Source organism: uncultured Maribacter sp., assembly GCF_963974015.1.
Lineage (GTDB): Bacteria > Bacteroidota > Bacteroidia > Flavobacteriales > Flavobacteriaceae > Maribacter.
In genome coordinates this window covers 72726-94988 of sequence record NZ_CAXBBZ010000007.1, presented here as the reverse complement: position 1 = coordinate 94988, position 22263 = coordinate 72726, and the positions used below count along the sequence as shown (strand labels likewise).

Annotated in this window: 15 protein-coding genes; 6 read left to right on the top strand and 9 right to left on the bottom strand. The window is 36.3% G+C overall.

The features are described from left to right. Positions 1–32 precede the first annotated feature (32 nt). Entirely contained in the window at positions 33–176 is a 144-nt protein-coding gene (locus AACZ41_RS11575) for a hypothetical protein (RefSeq protein WP_339628629.1), read from the top strand. Positions 177–256: 80 nt separating this feature from the next. On the opposite strand, the gene AACZ41_RS11570 is transcribed toward AACZ41_RS11575, so the two are convergent. After that, positions 257–1087 carry a DMT family transporter gene (locus tag AACZ41_RS11570; RefSeq protein WP_339628628.1) on the bottom strand — a complete coding sequence of 277 codons (831 nt, stop codon included), beginning with the start codon at positions 1085–1087 and terminating at the stop codon, positions 257–259. A gap of 384 nt (positions 1088–1471) precedes the next feature. Between AACZ41_RS11570 and AACZ41_RS11565 the strand changes: the two genes are divergently transcribed. The 3 genes from AACZ41_RS11565 (at position 1472) to AACZ41_RS11555 (ending at position 5940) form a co-directional block, all read left to right on the top strand. Further along, positions 1472–2290, top strand: a complete 819-nt coding sequence (locus tag AACZ41_RS11565; protein WP_339628627.1) for an SDR family oxidoreductase — start codon at positions 1472–1474, stop codon at positions 2288–2290. Between the two features lie 136 nt (positions 2291–2426). Beyond that, positions 2427–3623: a mannonate dehydratase gene (gene uxuA, locus AACZ41_RS11560; RefSeq protein WP_339628626.1), complete on the top strand. Its 1197-nt coding sequence runs from the start codon at positions 2427–2429 to the stop codon at positions 3621–3623. Positions 3624–3777: 154 nt separating this feature from the next. Next, positions 3778–5940 carry a c-type cytochrome gene (locus AACZ41_RS11555; protein ID WP_339628625.1) on the top strand — a complete coding sequence of 721 codons (2163 nt, stop codon included), beginning with the start codon at positions 3778–3780 and terminating at the stop codon, positions 5938–5940. Between the two features lie 70 nt (positions 5941–6010). Here the strand turns inward: AACZ41_RS11555 and AACZ41_RS11550 are convergent, their stop codons facing one another. From AACZ41_RS11550 to AACZ41_RS11515, 8 genes are all read right to left on the bottom strand, one after another. Next, complete coding sequence (locus AACZ41_RS11550) at positions 6011–7111, bottom strand: DUF4861 family protein (protein WP_339628624.1); 1101 nt, start codon at positions 7109–7111, stop codon at positions 6011–6013. A 90-nt stretch (positions 7112–7201) separates the two neighbouring features. Next, the gene (gene uxuA, locus AACZ41_RS11545) at positions 7202–8386 is read right to left on the bottom strand and encodes a mannonate dehydratase (RefSeq protein ID WP_339628623.1); all 1185 of its coding nucleotides are present in this window, start codon (positions 8384–8386) and stop codon (positions 7202–7204) included. Positions 8387–8762: 376 nt separating this feature from the next. Next, entirely contained in the window at positions 8763–10172 is a 1410-nt protein-coding gene (locus AACZ41_RS11540) for a hypothetical protein (protein ID WP_339628621.1), read from the bottom strand. Positions 10173–10193: 21 nt separating this feature from the next. After that, positions 10194–11342, bottom strand: a complete 1149-nt coding sequence (locus AACZ41_RS11535; RefSeq protein ID WP_339628620.1) for an alpha-hydroxy acid oxidase — start codon at positions 11340–11342, stop codon at positions 10194–10196. A gap of 10 nt (positions 11343–11352) precedes the next feature. After that, entirely contained in the window at positions 11353–12723 is a 1371-nt protein-coding gene (locus tag AACZ41_RS11530) for an FGGY family carbohydrate kinase (RefSeq protein ID WP_339628619.1), read from the bottom strand. Positions 12724–12726: 3 nt separating this feature from the next. Beyond that, positions 12727–14007: a sugar isomerase gene (locus tag AACZ41_RS11525; protein WP_339628618.1), complete on the bottom strand. Its 1281-nt coding sequence runs from the start codon at positions 14005–14007 to the stop codon at positions 12727–12729. Between the two features lie 44 nt (positions 14008–14051). Further along, positions 14052–15266, bottom strand: a complete 1215-nt coding sequence (locus tag AACZ41_RS11520; protein WP_339628617.1) for a DUF3500 domain-containing protein — start codon at positions 15264–15266, stop codon at positions 14052–14054. Positions 15267–15299: 33 nt separating this feature from the next. Continuing rightward, positions 15300–17399, bottom strand: coding sequence for a bifunctional aldolase/short-chain dehydrogenase (locus AACZ41_RS11515; RefSeq protein ID WP_339628616.1), 2100 nt, complete (start codon positions 17397–17399; stop codon positions 15300–15302). A 97-nt stretch (positions 17400–17496) separates the two neighbouring features. Between AACZ41_RS11515 and AACZ41_RS11510 the strand changes: the two genes are divergently transcribed. Further along, a complete protein-coding gene (locus AACZ41_RS11510; protein WP_339628615.1) occupies positions 17497–18519 on the top strand; it encodes a GntR family transcriptional regulator in 1023 nt (340 codons plus the stop codon). A 104-nt stretch (positions 18520–18623) separates the two neighbouring features. Next, positions 18624–22256, top strand: a complete 3633-nt coding sequence (locus AACZ41_RS11505) for a family 78 glycoside hydrolase catalytic domain (RefSeq protein ID WP_339628614.1) — start codon at positions 18624–18626, stop codon at positions 22254–22256. Positions 22257–22263: the final 7 nt, after the last annotated feature.

Here is a 22263-nt window from a genome sequence, read left to right as displayed (position 1 = left end):
ATTTCTTCGATTCTAAAATTATTGTGAATCTAGTGTTAGCATTAACACTAATGTTGTCTGCTATTTATTATTTAAACTATTCTGAGGAGATACAAGATGAGGTAACAACTGTAATAGTAAACTCATTAAATGATGTTAATAATAGTTTAGCTGAGCAGGAATCTGCTCGAAAATAATAGAAATTTCTGACCATAACTTTATGCTACCGTAACTTTGTATTCGGTGGCTTTTTTATTTTGATATATAACAGATTTATTCATCGTTTACCAATTATCACATTGGCTACCAAGGCGGCGATAATCATTAGAATTCCCATTAGGCTCCAAATGGAATATATATCATCGAACCAAGTAACCCCTATCAAAATCGTAAATATTACTTCTATATATTTAAGTGGAGCAACTAAATTGGTCTTAGCTATTTGAAAAGCTTTGGTCATGAATACTTGTCCGAAGAATCCGAAAATACCGAGGCTTAATAGTAATAACCAATCATTTTCTTTTGGTTGTATCCAGCCATTTATACTTAATATACCGCCAATCACTGTGCCGATAAACATGAAGTAATTTACAATTACTAATGGATGGTCCCTATTACCAATTTTACGGATAAGAACATAAACCAGTCCACTAAAAACCGAAGCAACTAGAACTAGCAACAAGCCTGTTGTATTGAGCTCTTGGTCAAATCCTTTTAAAATTAGTACTCCACTAAATGCTAATAAAAAAAGAAACCATTGAATAGTTTTTAGTTTCTCGTTTAGTAAAAAAATAGAAAAAACTGCGGCATATATTGGTGCCAGATATCTTAGGGAAACTGCTGTACCTACAGGTAAATATTGCAACGACATAAAAAAGAGACTCATAGCTGTTATACCTGCTAAAGCTCTAAAAATCATTAATCTTCTACTATTACCTAAGATGGGAATTCCTTTAATTAAAATATAGGTAGTTCCTAATAGTAATGAGCCAGCTGTTCTGAAAAAAACAATTTCAAAGGTCGGATAATGACTGAGGTATTTTACAAACGAATTCATTAAACTAAATGAAAACGTACTTATAATCATAAAGAGTAATGCTTTCTTCACGGTCTATAGAAATAGTTGGCAAAGTTACAGGTGTAGAGAGGAAATAAACTATTCTATATTAGAAAATACTAGAATGGGCATTACTTTTATGATACTAATAATTTTATTGGGTAAAAAAGCAATCGTTCAATGATTGTAATAATTGAATTCAGGTAATAAATAGGGCATCCAATTTTTATAAAGTCTATAATTCACGACTTCATTTTAAGAAATCCCTTAACTTGGCGTAGCATAGGTAAATAGTAAATAAGTTACGTGTTTTATCCTTAGAAAACTATAGAATTTCATTTTGTAGATAAGGTATTAGAGGTGTTTTAGCAGTCTACATTATTGGCATTAATAAATTATGAATTAAATTCTTTAGAATAAAAGTAAAATAAATATATGAACGAGTTATTATCTTTAAAAAATAGGAATTACGCACTTTCTGGAGGTACTGGTACTCTTGGAGGTTCAATCGCTGAATACCTTGTTAGAAATGGGGCAAACGTATTATTACTTGGTAGGTCAGAAGACAAGTTAAAGGCTAAGCAAGATGAATTGAATGCCATAGTAACCAACAGCACCCATATTTTCAAGGTAGATGTTATGAATGAGGGGCAACTTACTATATTAAGGAAAGAAATAAAAGAGGAATTTAAACATTTAGACGGACTCGTAAACCTTGCTGGAGGTAACATACCAGGAGCAACATTGAAACCTGATCAGACAATTCAAGATATAGCAATGGGAGATACCCAAAAAGTAGTCGATATTAATTTATTCGGTACTGTGATTCCAACAGTGATATTGAGCCAATTAATGGTAGAACAGGGTTATGGTTCTATAATAAATATTTCTTCAATGGCCGCTAAGCAAAGTATTTCTAGGGTATTGGGTTATTCAATGGCAAAAGGTGCTATAGATATTTTCACAAAATGGATGGCGAATGAGCTTGCCTCTAAACACGGAGATAAAATAAGAGTGAATGCAATTGCGCCAGGATTTTTTATTGGTAATCAAAACAGAAGATTGCTAACTAATGAAGATGGCACTTATACAGAAAGGGGTAATAGTATAATTAAAAATACACCAATGGGGCGCTTTGGTGATGCTTCAGAACTTAATGGTATGGTACACTATTTGTTAAGTGACGCTTCTAGTTTTGTTACAGGTAGTGTTTACGACGTTGATGGCGGTTTTAGCTCATTTTCAGGTGTATAGACAATGTTTCATATAGAATTAACTATACGGTTTTATAGCTTTTGAATCGTATATAAATACTTTATTTTGTAATCGATTGTATTGAGTGTTTATAAAGGTAACATCCTTTAGAATCATTTATTTGTAAGTAAAAAGTATGGATTATTTAAAGAAAACCTTCCGCTGGTTCGGTCCTGAATTCGGAGTAACCTTACCAAATATAAAACAGTTAGGTGTAGAGGGAATTGTAGCTGCATGTCAAAAAGTTCCGATTGGCGAAGTATGGCCAAAAGAAACGATTGCTGTATTAAAATCTGAAATTATGGCCCAAGGTATGGAATGGGCGGTAGTTGAAAGTGTGAATATTCATACAGCAATTAAATTCGGACTACCTGAAAGGGATACCTATATTGCGAATTACATTCAAACGCTTAAAAATCTTGCTGAAAACGGCATATACGATGTATGCTATAATTTTATGCAATTGATAGATTGGACACGTACCGATTTGGATTTTATTTTACCAACAGGTGCATCGGCCTTAAGATATTGCCCCATTTCTGCGGCAGCTTTTGATTTGTTCATATTGAAACGGGAAAACGCAAAAGAATCATACACTAAAGAAGTATATGATGAAACGAAAACTTACTTTGATGGACTTACTGACACGGAAAAAAAGAAACTAGAAGAATCCATTTTGTGCGGAATGCCGGGCTCTAGAAAGCTAATCGCATTAGAAGATTTTAAAGCCAATCATGCTACAGTTTTAAAAATCTCTAAAAAACAACTTCAAGATAATTTATCCTATTTTTTAAATGCCGTTATTCCTGAAGCCGAAAAAATTGGTGTCCGTATGGCTGTTCATCCAGATGACCCACCATTTTCTGTATTTGGCGTACCAAGAATTGTTTCTAATTACGAAGAAATTAAATTTTTATTAGAATGTTGCCCATCGCCAAGTAATGGACTTACTTTTTGCTCTGGCTCGTTAGGTGCATCTGCAAATAATGATTTGGTAAAGATAATCGATGATTTTGGTGAAAAGATTCACTTTATCCATTTAAGAAATGTCATGCGAGAAGAAGATGGTAGTTTTTATGAAGCAGATCATCTTAACGGCTCTGTGCCAATTGAAAAAGTGATGAATGCTATTATAAGGCAACAACAGATACGTAAAAAGACCGGCAATGGTATTGTTCGTATTCCCATGAGACCGGATCATGGTCATGTTTTATTAGATGATAATAGGCGCCAAAATGAGTTTTATTCTGGTTATTCCTTAATCGGTAGAGCAATGGGTCTTGCGCAATTAACAGGTTTGGAGAAGGGTATTAGAGAAGGTCTTCAAGTTTAAAGTTCTTGAGTATTTAATTTAAATCAGAGTTATATATCTGTATATTCAGGTAATTATTATGTTGACAAAATTTATTTATTTCATGCGTTTTAAGCTTATTATCTTTTTCACCCTTGGTTATATTTTATGCTCATGTGAATCTTCTAATAGGAAAATGAGAGTTTCATTAGATTCTTATAAAATTGAAGCTGGTTTTGAATTGAAAGTTATTGCCTCGGAGCCGCTTTTAAAAGCTCCAGTAGCTATAGATTTTGATTCGAAAGGTAGAACCTGGGTAGCTCAAATGCCGGGTTACATGAATGATATTCAAGGATCTGGAGAAAAAGACCCAACTGGTAGTATTCTAATTCTAGAAGATTTGGACGAAGATGGAATAGCCGAACATTCCAAAGTTTTTATGGATAGCTTAGTTATGCCTCGTGCACTGGCACATGTATATGGTGGCTTACTTTATGCCGAACCACCCTATTTATGGTTTGTTGAAATTGAAAATGATAGACCTGTCAATAAAGTTATGGTAGATTCTATTTATGCGGTAGAAGGTAATCCTGAACATCAACCTAATTCCTTAGAATTAAATATCGATAATTGGATTTATAATGCAAAATCGAATTTTAGGTATAGGCGAATAAATGGGGTCTGGAAAAAAGAACCAACAACCTTTAGAGGGCAATGGGGTATTACCCATGACAATTTTGGAAGATTATATTATAATGATAATTCAAGGATACTATTGGGCGATTATGTTTTGCCAAATACCTTAATACGTAATAAATACTTTATACCGAAATCTAGTGTTGATAAGCTTCTGACAACTGACCAAAGGGTTTATCCAGTCCATGCCACTTCAGTAAATAGGGGATATGCGAAAGGTATTTTAAATGCCGATAGCGTATTAGTAAATGCTACGGCTGCCTGTAGTCCATTAGTTTATAGAGGAGGGGCGTTTACAGAATCGTATGATCAGAATGTTTTTATATGTATCCCAGAAGGAAATTTGATAAAAAGAGCACTTTTGAACTTTACTGGTGATTCGGTAATTGCAAAACAAGCTTGGCAGAATAAAGAGTTTTTAACTTCTACTGATGAAGGTTTTCGTCCTGTAAGTTTAAAGAATGGTCCAGAAGGTAGTATGTATATTGTTGATATGCATCGTGGTATTATTGGTCATCAAGCATATATGAGTCCTTATCTAAGAGAAAAAGTAAAAGAGGATAGGTTAGATACGTTGGTCAATTTTGGAAGAATATTAAAAGTAAATCATGTGGATGCTATGGCTGATGTCATTCCTGATTTTGATAATTTGAACGGAACAGAACTAATTTCTCTGTTATCTAATAAAAACGGATGGATTCGTGACCGAGCACAACACTATTTGATTTTTAAAGGACTAACCCAAACTATTGATGCAGTTATCGATGTAGCACTCAACTCCAAAAATAAATTAAGCCAAATACATGCTTTATATGTTCTAGAAGGTTGGGATGCATTGTCATTTGATTTCTTAGTGGAGGTTATGAACACCGATAATCGTGAGGCTATTGCTCATGCCCTTGTACTATCACAACATTTTGTTTCCGAAGAAAATATAGAAAATGCAGTTAGTGTTTTTAATTCAATTTTGAAGAAAAATGAACTTGGTTTGGATATTTATTTGGGCGGCTCCCTAGGAAGCTGGATAGCCCTTGATGAAGGTAGGTTTACTCCAATTATGATCGAGATATTAAAAAGGAGAAAACTTAATAGCACCATTACTGAATCTGTAGTTAGTGGTTTAACTGGTGTTGATACTTTAATTTCTAGCAATGAGGCGCTAATGAATATCCTGAAGCATACTGAATTTGTAAATAAGCTTGTCAGGAGTATTTCAGATAAAAAGCAGGGTAAGCTAAATTCAATTTATACTAGGAAAAAAATTAATGAGGATAACAGAACTAGTGGGGCAAAAATGTTTTTCCAAATTTGTGCATCATGCCATGGGGCGGACGGGAAAGGGATAGAAGGTCTAGCGCCTCCTTTAATGAATTCTGAGCACGTGAAAAACACCGAGCGTTTAGCGCTAATAATACTACATGGCCTAAAAGGTCCTGTACATGTTAACGGTGAAGAATACAATATGAATTTGGCAATGCCAGGTCTAATAAGAAATGAATCTATTTCAGATAATGATATTGCCGACATAATATCATATGTTACAAATGCTTTTTCTGATGTTCCCAAAACATTGCGTAGAGAACGTATTAATGAGCTTAGAAGTATAAAATCTTCTTCTGGGATGGAATTTATTGAAGAGGAATTAAAAGCTCTTGATAAGTAAATCTACTTATAAAAGAAAATTAACTTCTAAAATATTCTTTTAATTGATGATTTTAAGTTTTTGAACTGCCCTATTGTACTTGTACAAGCAAAGGATTTTTCAAACCTTCTGAAAAGTGTTGTAAATATTCATTCCACTCATTTTTATTTTGAAATTGACCACTCTTTTTCCACCCAAAACCTGCATAGTAGGTTATAATAGTATCTTCACTAGCAATGTGAGCAAACAAATTGCTGGCATCCTGTATATTAGTCACATAATGTTCATGGCCAACCATAGTATTGTTCGGAACAACAATACCGGTCCCTAATTCAGAATCGTCATGTGGTTCCCAATAACTAACCCATGTGAACTCATCGTTCATTGTTATAATACCGTTCTGTTCATGTAATGTTAAACCAGCAGAAATTGTGTCGGTTCCTTTAAGTGTTATTTCAAATTTAGAAAGGTTACTTCCATAATCTAAAGAAATTTTCTTTTTCTCTGATATTTTTTTTCCACCGGCATCCCATGATGCATATTCTAAAATGAAAGAGGTACGTATAGGGCCATTGAACAAAGTTTTCCACTCGGTAAAATTTTTCGAAATATAATAGGTACTATCAACTTTTTTAGCAATACCACCAACACCTCTACTCATACCTACATGAAAATTATCTAGTCCTTCTCCAGTATCATCGTGATAAGAACCCGTGTTAGAAGTTTCTTTTTTATACCATTTGTTGATAATAGGATATTCAACTTTTTTTAACCACGCATCAATACCACTTGATAGTGTTCCTCCGTCAATATTAGATTCAATCATCTCTTGAGCCCTTGGGCCATATGTGCGGAATGCTACCCTATTGTTTTCCCATGCATAATCATCTGTTCTTTCCGGTACAAACCTAGAATAACAGGCTGGTATACTATCCCTTTCTTGAGAAATCGCACCAGTTTTTATATAAAATTTTCTCTCAGAATTGGCGGGTATTTCAGGTTGAAACAAAATCACGTCAAACTTACCATCGTTATCCTCATCAATTACTTGTGAAATAAGTTTTTCACCTGTTTCAATATCTTCTATAAAAAAAGATTTTTTATCTACAGTCAAATTTTGTGACTCTAAATTTATTGTGACCGTCTCAAAACTTCTATTTGTATTTAAAGTGTTTTGTATGGTAATTATCATGTTCGAGTTGTTGTTACATGATAAAATAAGAAGTAAGAATACGAACTGGAACATGATTTTCATAAGGACATTGTTTTTAAATAGTAGTATCTAATTTTTGCATTTTCGAATCCCCATTTCCAATCCTCTTAATTCAGCTAAACCTCTTAATCTACCTATTGCTGAATAACCAGGATTTGTTTTCTTCCTCAGATCATCTAACATTTTGTGGCCATGATCTGGTCGCATTGGCATTCTAGTGTCTTTTCTACCAGTTGATTTTCTTTCTTCCTGTTCATTGATCAACGCCTTCATAACGGAGTACATATCTACATCGCCTTCTAAATGATTAGCTTCATGAAAATTGCCATCGGCGTCTCTTTGTGTGCTGCGTAAATGAATAAAATGAATGCGGTCTCCTAAACGTTCTACCATGCCGGGTAAATCATTATCAGGGCGAACCCCAAATGAACCTGTGCAAAAAGTTAATCCGTTGTTTAGACTATCGATAGCATTGTAAATGTCAATAATATCTTGCTCTGTGCTTACGACCCTTGGCAGCCCTAATATCGGAAACGGCGGATCATCAGGATGTATACACATTTTTACTCCCGATTTTTCTGCAACAGGAATTATTTCAGATAAAAATTCGAATAAATGTGCTTTAAGTTCTTTTGGCCCAATAGCGTCATATGTAGCGAGGATAGTATTGAATTCTTCTAATGAATAGCCTTCCTCTGCTCCTGGTAAACCTGCAATAATATTGCTTATCAATTTTTTTTGACCGTTCTCGTCCAGCTTGCTTAAAAATTCTTTTGCATCAGATTTTTGCTTTGTTGTATATGAATTTTCAGACCCTGGCCTCTTTAATAAAAACAATTCGAATGCCGCAAAAGCGGTAGCTTCAAAACGAAGTGCGGTTGAACCATCTTCCACCACATAATCTAAGTTTGTTCTTGTCCAATCAAGAACAGGCATAAAGTTATAACAGACCGTATCGATGCTACATTTTCCTAAATTAATAAGAGTCTGTTTGTAATTTTCATAGTAAACTTTATAATTTCCTTTTTGGGTCTTAATATCTTCATGAATTGGCACGCTTTCTACCACAGACCAAGTAATACCAGCCGACTCAATTATTTTTTTACGTTCCGTAATTTCTTCTATTGACCAAACCATTCCATTAGGAATATGATGTAAAGCGCTAACTACACCTGTGGCACCTGCTTGTCTTATATCTTGTAATGAAACTGGGTCATTTGGCCCGTACCATCTCCATGTGTTTTCTAAACTCAAATCTTAACAATTTTAAATTAATTTTCCTGATAACCTCTTTTTAAACAAATGTTTCATAGTAAAGTAGGCGGAGTAACCATTTCTAATAGGGATGTAAATTAGCCATTAGAGTGTTTGTTCAAGATACTATAACCATTCATATTTACGATGTTTTTTGTATCTAATTATAACAGGATAAATTTAAAAAGTATAGAGACTATTTAATTTAAAGCTTAATGTTAAAAGGGAATAGTCTCCAATATAAAAAGTGCTGCATAAACCTACAGAATTTTAAAATAAAAGAATTAATCGAATCCAATAGCATTATAACATTGGGTATAATGGGGGTAAATAATTTATGATTGACCTATCAAATAGGTGCAGTTGATATTTTAAGTTATATTTTCTTTTGAGAATATTTACTAAAAACTAAGAATAATACGCCGCATAATAACCAGGCAGGCAATGTTACAAAAGAAAGAAAAACATCGAACTGAACCGATACAAAATAGAAGAGTCCGAAGCTAATGCCCCAAGCGAATAAAACCGATTTATTGAATTGAATATTTGCCAATTCAGCATAGTTCTGAGCGATGCCTGCTTGCTTATAGAAAAAATGTTCGAATACGATAACGGCACCAATAGGAGCTAATATGAATCCGTAGAGCGCTACAAAATCCAATAATTTCATGGCAAAGGCAGGAAATATACCTGCAATTGTTGCAATAGAACCTGCCAAAATGGTCACCCAAAAGGTAGATGCTTTTGGCATAATAGCCTGAAAAGCGAGTCCAGCTCTATAAATAGTTGGGTTAGCGGTTGTCCAGCCTGCCAACACCACTGCAATAATTCCAAAAACACCGATCGCATTATAAGCTAATGGACCAGGTGCAACATTAGGAGCTTGGCCTTGAGCCAATAAGGCTTGTGCCTCTGGAGATTGTACATAGACGGCATACAATAATGCCGCTGCGATCCATGCCATATAGTGACCTACATACATACCGGCAGCTGTTGTCCACCCAGAACTCGCTTTTTTTGCAAACCGAAAAACAGAAAGGTCAGACATACCGATATGCATTGCGGCATTGGCAAACCAAGACCAAAAGAACACATGCCAAAACGTATATTTTATTTGCCCAGGGAACGGTTCGCTACCTTCCCCCCAGATATTCCAAAAATCTTTAAAACTGCCTACGCCCAGTTGCTGTAATGCTACTACACCACAAGCAACAAAAGCCAAAACTATTACCGGAGACATCCAATTAGCTGCTTTTGAAACCGTATCATATCCTTTGGAGGCTATCAACGAAATTATAGCACCAATAGCCACTACAATAATTATCCATGTAGCACCATTAGGCATTGTGTCGGTTAGTTTAGGCATTTCCATATCAAACGGAATTCCCACAGCGGTAGCAGAAACAGTAATCATTGCCCCGGCCAAAAAGCAGAATAAGATACCATTAGCTAAGTTATACCCAATAACTAATTTTTTACCGCATATTTTTTCCAATTGATAGTAGAGGGTAAGCCTTCTTTTTACTGCAATTTCTGAAGTCAAGAAACGCCAGCTAAAAACGGCCATTAAATTCCCTAATAATAATCCAATAATCAAATCAAAAGCACTAACACCTGTAGTTAAAAACAACGGCCCAATAACAAATTCTGTGCCTGCGGCATGTTCACCAGCATACATTCCAAGAAAGCTTTTCCAACTTTTAAGGCTTGATTTTGGTACGGGTTGTCTTTCAAATTCACCACCGGCAATTTCCTCTATTTCTTCTTCGATATTGAATTGGCTCATAATAAACGTATGGTTAGGTTATTACTTTATTAGATGCTTATGTAAATCCTCAACACGTTCACAGCACAGTTGGTCCATGACTTGCTTAAATTGGGTTTTTAACATGCCAATAGTGTGATCTCCACCTTTATTTCCTAAGGCACCGGTACCATACACAAAAGAACGACCCATAAAAGTGAATTTTGCGCCACTTGCCATGGCACGTGCAATATCAGGGCCTGAACGGAGTCCGCTGTCCATCATAATTTCAATTTGGTCACTATATTTTGCCGTAATTTCCTGAAGTGAGCTTATGGTAGATTGCGCCGCATCTAACTGTCTGCCACCATGGTTGGATACGATGATGCCATCAAACCCCATTCGTATCGCATCCTCTGTGTCTTGTTCAGAGGCCACACCTTTTAAGACCAATTTCCCCTTCCACCTATCGCGTATCGGCTTTATTTTTTCTTCGTTCAATCGACCAGAAAAGGTATTGTCCATAAATGCGCCTAATTGACGAAGGTTAAGACCTTCAGGTGTATATGGTTTTAATGTTTCAAAAGTAGGTTGGCCATATTTTAGGGTATTATAGGCCCAAGCTGGTTTTCCTAAGATTTGAAGGATATTGGAAGCGGTCATTTTTGGCGGCAAGGCCAATCCATTTCTAAAATCACGTGGGCGATATCCAAAAGTGGGTACGTCACATAACAATACTAATACGGGGCAACCTGCTGCTTCGGCACGGTCGATAATACTATCACGAATGGTATCGTCTACCGGATTATATAATTGAAACCAAGCATTACCTTCAGTAAGTTCACTAGCTTTTTCGATATCCATAGTAGTAACCGTACTAAGTATAAAGGGTATATTATGGTTATAGGCCGCTTTGGCCAATATGGCTGGAGTGTTCGGCCACATTAAACCTTGTAATCCAACTGGGGCAATGCCGAACGGAGCATCGAATTCCATGCCCAATACCTTGGTCTTTATAGAGCTAGTACCGTAATTTCGTAAATAACGGGGTTGAAGCTGTATCTTTCTTATTTCTGAAGTATTTCGGCGAAGGCTAACATCTTCATTACAGCCACCATCTAAATACTCAAAAGCAAATTTGGGTATTCTCTTTTTTGCCTTTGATCGTAAATCATCTACGGATGGATAATCAGAATTGAAACTTATTGCCATAGCTACTTTCTTATTTTATAATGAACGGTACGTGTTCTTTTAAACTGTAATTTTTTTTCAAAAATTTTGAATTCAACTTACTGTCCGAAATTGCTATGGCCGCTCCTAAAGCTGAACCAAGTGAAGAATCGGTTGTACGTAATTCCATATTTCTCAAATAATGTGTCAATAATTTTATGTACACATCATTATCACTGAAACCACCCTCAATATATAGCTTTTCTATATTATCGTCACCAGTTGCTACTTTTATGCTTTTTACCTGTAACAATACCAACTCAATCATTAAATGATGATAGGCATGTACAAAATTATCGTAAGTGATCTTCGTTTCTTTGGGGATGGTTTCGTTTATAATACCTTCCCACCTAAAGATAGGTTTCATGTTCTTTAATATTTCCAAATAGGTATCGTAATCAAATTTTATGGACTTATGGTAATCTTCAGAAACCTTAAAATAATCGGATAATTTTTTTACCTGAATCGTATACTCATTCCCTAAAAATAAGCGTGCCGATTTTACCGGCTTACCGTTTATGCGCATGTAGTTGATGCAATTGTTTGCGATGTCATCTTTCGTAAGCAAATGGTCTGAAAAAGGATTTAAGGCAATACTCCATGTACCCGTAGAAACAAGAATAAATTTCTTTTTTATACTTCTTACATATGGCAAAAGTGCTGCAGAACTATCATGAATACCCACGCCTATTTTTATGCGCTTGCCATTATAGTTCATGTTGATGCTGGTCTCGGTCGACACAATTGGAGGTAGAATTTCATTAAAGCCTTCGGCATAGACCCAGTGGTGGTAGTCTTTTTTTGAAAAATCCCATAAAGCCGTATGGCAACCAATACTGGTATATTCACTGATAGGTATACCGGTAAATACATAGCTGATATATTGTGGTAGATGTAGTGAATATCTTATTTTTTTGAACACTTTAGGTTTAGCATATTTCAGCCAATATAATTGCATGCCAGAATTAAGCATTCCGTCATTTGAGGAACCCGTGGACACTGCCATTTCTTCTTCAGGTCCATATTTATCATAAAACGAACTAGTGATTTTTGAATCTAAAGGTTTGGTGTAATTATAAAGTGGAGTTACTACATCACCGTTTTCACCTAGGTGGACCAAACTAGCCCCATAGGTGGAAAAATTGATTGCCTTAATATTGTATTTGTCTGATTTTAATACCCTATCAAAGACACTTTTCAACCAATCTTGAAGGGATTTTAAATCTTCAGTTGGGTGACCGTCCTCATCGATAATAGTATCGAAAGTAGTATATTCCCTATACACTTCTTGATAATCAGCATCAAAAAGAAAGAACTTTTTATTTGTCTTTCCTATATCGAATATGGCGGTTACCTTCTTCATATGTTATAATCCTGTGGCAACAGAATTCATGCCTCTTTCTTTAATCAATCCTTCTCGAATTCTTAAGGAGCGATATGATTTTAAAGGGTTTATAGCGCCACCTGATAATACTCTTGCCTGAGCTAATAGAGGTCGAACATCGGTTCGGTATGCATTCTGTAAAATTTCTTGGCACTGTGTCACATCATTTCTACCTTGTGCCGTTCTTAATTCTACCTGATCTATCAATAAGGCTTTTGCATAGGCTTCTTGTATCGCCTCTAATGATTGCAGTAAATCTTCTAAGGGGTCTTTTATATTATGACTGGCATCTATCATCCATGCTAAATCGGGATTCTGAGGGTTATTTTCCATACCATACACCAGTTCATTGAAAATTAAAAACAGGGCATATGGTTTTACACTACCTACCGTACTATCATCATCGCCATATTTACTATCGTTAAAATGAAAACCGCCTAATTTGCCTTTAAGCATTAAAGTTGACACGATTTGCTCAATATTTGTGTTTGGCAAATGATGACCTAAGTCGACCAAAGTATATGCTTTTTCTCCGCAGGCATTAGCCAACATAAACGAAGTTCCCCAGTCTTGAATTACCGTGCTATAGAAATTAGGTTCATAAGGCTTATATTCTATAAACATTTTCCAATCATCAGGTAATTCTGAATAGATGCTTTTAAGGCTATTTTCTGTATGAATCAATGAAGATTGAAAATTGCGTTGACCTGCAAAGTTTGCGCCATCGGCCAACCACACAGTTAAACTTTTAGAGCCCAATATTTTACCTATATAAATGACGTCAATGTTATGCTGAATGGCCTGTTCTCTTGCCGACGCATTTAAATTTGATAAGGAGCCAAAACGATAACTTTCTTTTGCATCTTTTTGATCTTGAAACGTATTTGAATTTACCGCGTCAAAAACTAATCCGTTAATTTTTGCTCGTTCTTTTATTGCATCATAGTCTTGTGGAATATCCCAAGGAATATGTAATGAAATTGCGCCTGCCGTTTTGGTAAGTGCATGTAAAACACCTACATCATCAATTTTTTGTTCCAAAGTAGATGGTTCTCCAAAATAGGAGAATCTACCAAAACGAGTACCACCTGCACCTAATGCCCAACTGGGTATAGCTACTTGAAAATCGGCCAATTTTCGAAGAATCGCATTCACATCTTTATCTTGTTTATCCAATTGATGTGATAAAAATTCGAAACCGTCTTTATGGTTTTCAGATGAATTTTTATTTTCATCCGCTATATGTTGTTTGTTGATTCTCATCTGAATTTAAGTAACAGTAAATTTATAAGTCAATACGATAGTAATTAATGATGATGTTCTTTCAAATGTTGTTTTAATAAATCCTTTCCATAGTCATTTCCATTTGGCGTTCTCACCACGGTATGAATATGATTTCTAGTAGGGCCGCTATTTTTGTCATGGGGTACTCCAACGGCCTTTTGATGGTCAAATTCTATCAAAACAACAGGACTATGAATTCGGTAATAAAATACGGCGTCATCTTCAGTAGAGCCCACCCAAGCGAACCAAGTGTTATCAAGATGCGCTTTTATTTCTTCCATTTTAATCTGTTGATGACCTTCCCTAATATTATTGATATACTGTGCCGTTAATTGTAAAAGCGCTTCTTTTTGGGATTCGGTTAATTTAGAAATGGGTAATCCTTCATAGTTGATGATCGCATTGTCCTTGAACGCCTCCGCTTTTGCCACATCTCTTTCTTTGGTCATGGAAAGCGTAGCTTCTTTTTGCTGTGCGGCACTAAAGGATTGCATTAGCGCTAAACCTAAATTTTGCTCATCTTGAAAAATGGAATTCCCTTTGTATTTGCCAGATGTCGTGATAATTGGTTCCCCTCCCATGAATACGGGCGACATGACCACTTGGTCTCCTAATATAAAATAGTTGATGACCAAATGGTGACCATCTAATTGCCAACCCCAAGGTTCCGTATTTGAAGGTGTTCCCATGAAAGTAAACCAATATAGTTCTTCATCGTAGGCATCAGACCCATTGTTTAGTTCCTTTAAGGTCTGGTCCGTTTTCATAATATCCTTACTCAAGGTAAGCCCTTTGGCACTCAAAGAGGTTTGCATTAAATTAAAGGCCATACTTTTTTGAAGCGAGTCCATCTCTTTTAAACTTACCCCTTGCCTTACATAAATACCATTGTCAACATTGCACCATTTTCGCCATTCATCATCCTCAATGGCATAGGATGCCCGTTCTTTTTGAGATGAGCTCATCGCATTCAAAAATTCTTCCGCGGCCTCTTTTATTGGTTGGGTACTCACCCCTGTGGTTCGTATCGGGAATAGCCCTGTTTCTTTACCCTTATCCGTAGTAATGCCTTCAAAGGCTTCCTGTATGGCATCGGACTGCAATTTGGCAAAATAGGCTGTTGGCCCACCTTGGTCATGTGAAGTATTCGGAGGATTATCAACAACTTTGTCTTGACTAGGAGATTGTTTGCAACCTATTGCGAGAGATAATATAAGTACGAATGTTATTTTTTTCATTTTTTTTGAAGTTAGATTAAACTGTTTCAAGTATTATCGGACAAATGCGTTTGCCATTCCGCCATCTACATTGATAATATTACCTGTAGATTTATCTAAAACGCCAACTAATGCAAAAACACCGTTGGCAATATCGGCTGGATAAATAATTTCATTCAATAAATTTCTTTTTGCATAATGTGCCGGTAGTTCTTCGACCGTAATGCCATAGGCTTTAGCACGACCTTCGGCCCAATCGCCTTCCCAAATTTTACTACCTACAATAACACCATCCGGATTTACAGTGTTCACGCGAATGCGGTCACCACCCAATTCAGCCGCCAATAAACGGGTCATATGTTGCTGGGCCGCTTTTGCGGTTCCATAAGCCACATTGTTTGGTCCTGAAACCAATCCGTTTTTACTGGCTATGTGGATGATATCCCCACCTAAATCCTGCCGACGCATAATCCCAACGGCTTGTTTTGCCAATTCGAATTGACCTTTTACCAGAACATTCTGTAAAATGTCCCAATCTTTTTCAGTAGTTTCCTCTAAAGGTTTAGAAATTGCTAATCCGGCGCTGTGTACAATAATGTCAACACCTCCAAAATCTATACATGCTTTTTTATATGCAGCGGTAATCGATTCAGTTTTTGTAACATCACAGATGGCATAACTTGCCGTATCCCCAGGATAGGTGGCAAGAGCCTCTTTTAATCTATCTTCTGCAATATCGGTCAATACAACGTTCGCCCCTTCTGCAGCCAATTTATCCGCAATAGCCTTACCAATGCCGCCTCCAGCTCCCGTGATAAGAGCCACTTTTCTAGACAATGGCTTTTCCTTTGGCATGCGCTGTAATTTTGCCTCTTCCAACAACCAATATTCAATATCAAAAGCTTCCTGTCTAGGCAAGGAAGTATATTCTGTCATGGCCTCTGCACCGCGCATTACGTTAATGGCGTTTACATAAAATTCATTGGCAACTCTGGCAGTCTGCTTGTTTTTTGCAAAACTGAACATACCAACACCCGGATAAATAATGATAACGGGGTTAGGGTCACGCATAGCGGGACTATTGCCTTTTTTACAGGTTTCATAATAGTCTTTGTATTCTTGACGGTATTGTTCAAACGACGGCTTTACTTTTTTAAGAATGACTTCGGTATCACTGGTATCTGTATCTGTACCTAAATTTAATATCAAAGGTTGAATTTTAGTACGTAAAAAGTGATCAGGGCAAGAAGTGCCCATGGGTGCCAAACGCTCAAGATCATTACTATTGATGTATTGTAAAACAACATCACTATCGTTGAAATGACCGATCATTCTATCCTCAGAAGAACATAACCCCCTAAGCATAGGCATTAGCTGTGCAGCTTTTTCCAAGCGACCTTCTTTTGGTAGGCTTTTTAGTTTTTCTCCACCAAAAACACTTCCTTTTTCTACTATTTTCTTTTCAATATATTCAGAAGCCATCTCAATGACTTCCAAACTATTGATATACGATTCGTAAGACGTATCTCCCCAAGTAAAAAGACCGTGACTGCCCAAAACGATTCCTCGAATACCAGGATTGTCGTTCAAACATTTTTCAAGTTGCAGACCTAAGTCAAAACCTGGGCGTTGCCATGGTACCCAACCCATGGTATCTCCCCAAATTTCTTTTGTCACCTTTTCGCTGTCTTTAGCTGCAGCAACGGCAATTAAAGCATCGGGGTGTAAATGATCTATATGTTTAAATGGAAGTAGACCATGTAATGGAGTATCTATAGAAGGTGCCTTACTATCCAAATCATAAATACAATGGTTGAAAAGACCCACCATGCGGTCTTCATCTTGTAGGCCACCATACACATTCTTAAGATTACGAAGTCTTTCTGTATATAATCCCGCAATTCCTGCTTTTGTCAAGGTACCAATATCGCCACCTGAACCTTTGATCCACATAACCTCAACCTCCTTGTTGGTTAAAGGGTCTTTTTCCATTGTCTTACAGCTTGTATTACCACCACCGTAATTGGTAATCCGTAAATCTGCTCCAAGAATATTGGATCGGTATAGAAAAAGTGAAACCTGATCGTCTCCCAAAGCATCTGCTTTCTTTTCGTCCCAAAGGAAATCTACATGTTTAAAGGTCTTTGTATTCATATTTCTACTTATTTTCGGATATTATTACCTCAAACATATACATTGACAATCAAATAAGTGTTCTGCACTGTTAGGTACTCTTACAAATCTTCGTCGTATGCTTAAATTAATTGATATTAATGAACATTCCAAAATTCCTAAATATAAGCAGATTATAAATTCAATATTGACAGGAATAGAAAATGGCCAGATTAAGCTAAATGACAAATTACCATCTGTAAATCAATTGCTTAATCAATTTGATATTTCAAGAGATACTATTGTACGTGCTTATGATGATTTAAAGACTAGAAAAATAATCGATTCAGTACCTGGCAAAGGATATTATATTAAGAATGATCGATTAAAATTAAAAGCAAGGGTATTTTTATTGTTTAATAAGCTAAGTGCCCATAAAAAACTGATATACGATTCATTTGCCAAAACTATAGGAGAAAATGCTACTGTAGATTTTTTTATTTATGAGAATAATTATAGGCACTTCAAAGAATTAATCCAGGCCAGTAAATCTAGAGATTATACGCATTATGTGATTATTCCACATTTTGACGAAGGTGGAGATGATTTAGTTCCCTTTTTGAGCAATGAAATTCCATTAAACAAACTTATAGTGTTAGATAAAAAGTTAGAAGGTTTAGGTGATTCTGTAGCCACGGTTTACCAAGATTTTGAAAATGACATCTACTCAGCATTAATAGAACTCAATCCTTTATTGGAAAAATATAGACAGATAAAGTTAATACTTGGTTATAAAACGTACCAGCCAAAGGAGATAAAAAAAGGTTTTCAAAGATTTTGTGGAGAATACTTATACCATTTTTCCAACGTGAACAATATGGAAACTGAAACCATACAACCCAATACAGCTTATATTAATTTAAAGGAGGACGATTTGGTTATTTTACTTAAGAAAATAAAGACATCAAATTTCGTTTTGGGGAATGATGTTGGTATTATTTCATATAATGACACTATTCTTAAAGAAGTTTTGGCGGATGGGATAACCGTAATTTCAACAGATTTCTATAATTTAGGTGCCCAGGCCGCAAATCTAATTTTAGAGCATAAAAAAATAGAATTGGCGAATCCATTCTATGTAATTCAACGAAAATCGCTTTAGCCTTTTTTAAACAACCATAACAGTTCAGAATAGTATTTTCAAAGTTGTTTCTTATTATTGTTATTGGCTGAAATTAATGCCATCCAAAATAAATTTAATAAGCTATGAAAATCCACCTTCTCAGTTCTAAATTTTTACAATTAGTTTGCTTTTTATATTTTTCATTTGGTTGGTCGCAGTCAACTATTCAACACCTCCAAACCGAATACCAGATACAACCATTAGGTATTGATATTGTTACTCCGCGTTTTAGCTGGCAAATGGAAACCAATCCAAGTAAAAAAGGACAAATACAGACTGCTTATCAAATTACGGTGGTAGATGAGTCCAATACGATTACTTGGGATTCAGGTAAAATAGAAAATGGAAATTCCTTAGCGATAGCCTACGATGGTCAAGATTTAGAACCAACAACACGTTATACTTGGGAAGTGAAGGTTTGGGACGAGGAGGGTAAATTTAGTTCTAAAAAGTCTTGGTTTGAAACAGGGTTAATGGATGCCGACCCTAATTCCAATCAATGGAATGGTGCTCAATGGATTGGTGGTTCGGATGAGGATTTGGTATTGTACTCACATTACCTATCTGTATTTAAAATGGAATACGCTCTGCGCTTAGATAAGAAAACAAATAGTAGCAGGGCGTCTTTTGTCTTCGGTGCCAATGATACCCGTTTAATGAATCGGAATATGAATATACAAGGGGTTGAAGTAGGTAAGGACCAAAGCTATATTCGATTTGAATTGGATATCTCTAAAGTTGATGGTACAGAAAATGGTTTGGCGAAATTTAATGTATATCGAGTTGGGTATACAACAGAAGATAGTAATGCCAAAGCCTTCAAAAGTTACGATATTCCTTTAACGCTTGTAAATCAAGAAAATAAATTCAACAAGCATACTTTTTTTACGGAATGTAACTTTGGTCTTTTTGAAGTGTTTCTAAACGGTACTTCCAATGAGCATAAAATTTCTGGTAACGACGATGCTATGCCACCTCCAAGAGGTAAGGTCGGTTTTAACTTAAATCCTGTAGGTAAAGGAAATGATTATATCAGTTTTCCAATGGTGGCGGATATTGGTTTTTATGTAGCGGCTGGTCAAAAAGCAATTTTTTCAGATGTTCAAATCAAGAATTTTCGGGAACCATCAAATGCGCTTTTTAATGAAGATTTGAAAATAAATGGATACGATGGCATTTTTACCTCAGCGATGACATCGCTCGCAAATTTTAGTGTCACGAAAGGTGGCTATCAATTATCTGCAAATGAAGCATCTGTTTTTGTAGTGGCCGACCCAAGTAAGAACGCTTCGCCCATTTTGAGAAATGAATTTGCAGTGGAAGATAAAGAAATTGCAAAAGCCAGAGTTTATGCAACTGCCCGTGGTATTTATGAACTGTATTTAAACGGTAAACGGGTAGGGCAAGACTATTTTAATCCGGGACTTACCCAGTACAATAAAACCCAAATGTACCAGAGCTATGATGTTACCAGTGAAATTTCTTCTGGTGGCGAAAATGTATTGGGTGCCTGGTTGGGCGAAGGTTGGTGGAGCGGTAATATTACCTATAGTGGTGAAAACTGGAATTATTTCGGTGATCGTCAATCGCTTTTGGCCCAACTGGTCATTACCTATACCGATGGATCTATACAAGTAATTAAAACCAATGAAACGGATTGGAAATTGTTTACGGATGGTCCTGTGCGTTATGGTAGTTTTTTTCAAGGGGAGGTCTACGATGCTCGACAAGAAGTGGGGATCAACGGTTGGCCTACTAAAGAATTTAATGATAGTTCATGGAAATCGGCAGTACAAGTTCCATTGGAAGGGAATACATACCAAACAGAGGAATTTAACTATAAAGACCTAAAGCTTATTGGGCAAATTGGGGAGAATACAAGTATTGTTAAAGAACTGGCCCCGGTAAAAGTGGAAGAGGTAAGACCTGGAGTTTTTGTGTATGACATGAATCAGAATATGGTCGGTTTCCCTAAAATACAACTACCACCAGGACAAGCCGGTGATACTATTACCCTTCGATATGCAGAGGTGAAATACCCAAATCTATCTGAATACCAGAAAAATACAGGAATGGTCATGTTAGAAAATATAAGGGCGGCATTGACACAGGACATTTATATTAGAAAAGGAGGTGAGGAGACCATTCAACCCAGGTTTACATTTCACGGGTACAGGTATTTTGAAATTACAGGAATTGATAAGGCAGTTCCTTTGAAAGATGTTAAAGGATTGGTCGTGAGTTCTATTAAAGAAATCGCTTCAAAGTATGAATCCTCGAATGAATTGGTCAACAAATTATGGGAAAACATTACCTGGTCCTTAAGAGGTAATTTTCTTTCCATCCCAACCGATACACCGGCTAGAAACGAACGTATGGGTTGGAGTGGCGATATCAATGTTTTTTCAGAAGCCTCTACCTATTTGGCCAATGTAGCTCCATTTCTAAATCGCCACATGTTGGCAATGCGCGATGTGCAAAGAGAAGATGGTCGTTTTACAGATGTAGCTCCTGTAGGTGGCGGATTTGGAGGTACCCTTTGGGGAAGCGCTGGTATTATAGTAGCGTGGGAGGTATACCAACAGTATGGTGATTTGGCGTTGCTTAGGGAACATTATGATGCCATGAAGCGGTATGTTGAATTTTTGAATTCAAAAATAGATAGCGAAACCGGCGTTATTAACGAAGGACCATTGGGCGATTGGTTAAGTCCGGAAGGCTATAAAAATGAAGATACCATGTTTTGGACAGTTTATCATTTGCGCGATTTGGAAATAATGGCCGAAGCCGCAGAGCTGTTGAACAAACCTGCAGATGTTGAAAAATTTAGAAATCAATATGAGGAAAGAAAGAAATTCTTAAATGCCACTTATTTTGATGAAATCACGGGAAAAACGCTGCATTTGGGAAATCAATCCATGCGTTTTGGCCCCCCATTACCGCCTGAGATGACGAAAAAAGCAGGAGATTTTGTGGACACTCAAGCTTCTTATGCGATCCCATTAAATTTTGATGTGTTAAATGTTCAGAATAAAGAAAAGGTCATTGCCAATTTAGTGGCCGCAATTCAACGTATTAATAAAGATGAGCTTGGTGCCGAGCGACCCGAATATTCTTTAATGACCGGTTTTATCGGAACAGCATCCCTTAATAATGCCCTTTCTGAAAATGGCAAACATGAAGTTGCCTATAAATTATTGCAACAGACTTCGTACCCTTCATGGTTATATTCCGTAAAAAATGGTGCTACTACTATTTGGGAGCGATTAAATTCCTATACCGTTGAAAATGGATTTGGAGGTAATAATAGTATGAATTCTTTTAATCATTACTCTTTTGGTGCGGTTGCCGCTTGGATGTATAATTATTCTTTAGGCATTCAACGCGATCCCAATACAGCTGGATTCAAGCATTTTGTGTTAGAACCTACTCCTGATCCTACTAAGGAAATGACATTTGCAAAGGGATATTATGATAGTATGTACGGGCGTATCTCAAGTGAATGGCAATGGGAAAATGAAGGATGGAAGTATACGGTTACCGTGCCCGCAAATACAACCGCAACTTTAAGACTGCCTATTGAGAGCGTTAACAAAATTACCCTAGCTGGCAAGACAATTGAAAAGGCAAAAGGCGTTCGAATTTCACCAATGCAAGACCCTAAAGTGGTATTAGAATTGACTTCGGGTAGTTACCAATTTGAAATAAAAAAATAACTAAAAA

Coding starts and splice junctions, on each gene's coding strand:
- AACZ41_RS11565 (WP_339628627.1), top strand. CDS start 1,472: ATGAACGAGTTATTATCTTTAAAAAATAGGAATTACGCACTTTCTGGA.
- uxuA (WP_339628626.1), top strand. CDS start 2,427: ATGGATTATTTAAAGAAAACCTTCCGCTGGTTCGGTCCTGAATTCGGA.
- AACZ41_RS11555 (WP_339628625.1), top strand. CDS start 3,778: ATGAGAGTTTCATTAGATTCTTATAAAATTGAAGCTGGTTTTGAATTG.
- AACZ41_RS11550 (WP_339628624.1), bottom strand. CDS start 7,111: ATGATAATTACCATACAAAACACTTTAAATACAAATAGAAGTTTTGAG.
- AACZ41_RS11540 (WP_339628621.1), bottom strand. CDS start 10,172: ATGAGCCAATTCAATATCGAAGAAGAAATAGAGGAAATTGCCGGTGGT.
- AACZ41_RS11535 (WP_339628620.1), bottom strand. CDS start 11,342: ATGGCAATAAGTTTCAATTCTGATTATCCATCCGTAGATGATTTACGA.
- AACZ41_RS11530 (WP_339628619.1), bottom strand. CDS start 12,723: ATGAAGAAGGTAACCGCCATATTCGATATAGGAAAGACAAATAAAAAG.
- AACZ41_RS11525 (WP_339628618.1), bottom strand. CDS start 14,007: ATGAGAATCAACAAACAACATATAGCGGATGAAAATAAAAATTCATCT.
- AACZ41_RS11520 (WP_339628617.1), bottom strand. CDS start 15,266: ATGAAAAAAATAACATTCGTACTTATATTATCTCTCGCAATAGGTTGC.
- AACZ41_RS11515 (WP_339628616.1), bottom strand. CDS start 17,399: ATGAATACAAAGACCTTTAAACATGTAGATTTCCTTTGGGACGAAAAG.
- AACZ41_RS11510 (WP_339628615.1), top strand. CDS start 17,497: ATGCTTAAATTAATTGATATTAATGAACATTCCAAAATTCCTAAATAT.
- AACZ41_RS11505 (WP_339628614.1), top strand. CDS start 18,624: ATGAAAATCCACCTTCTCAGTTCTAAATTTTTACAATTAGTTTGCTTT.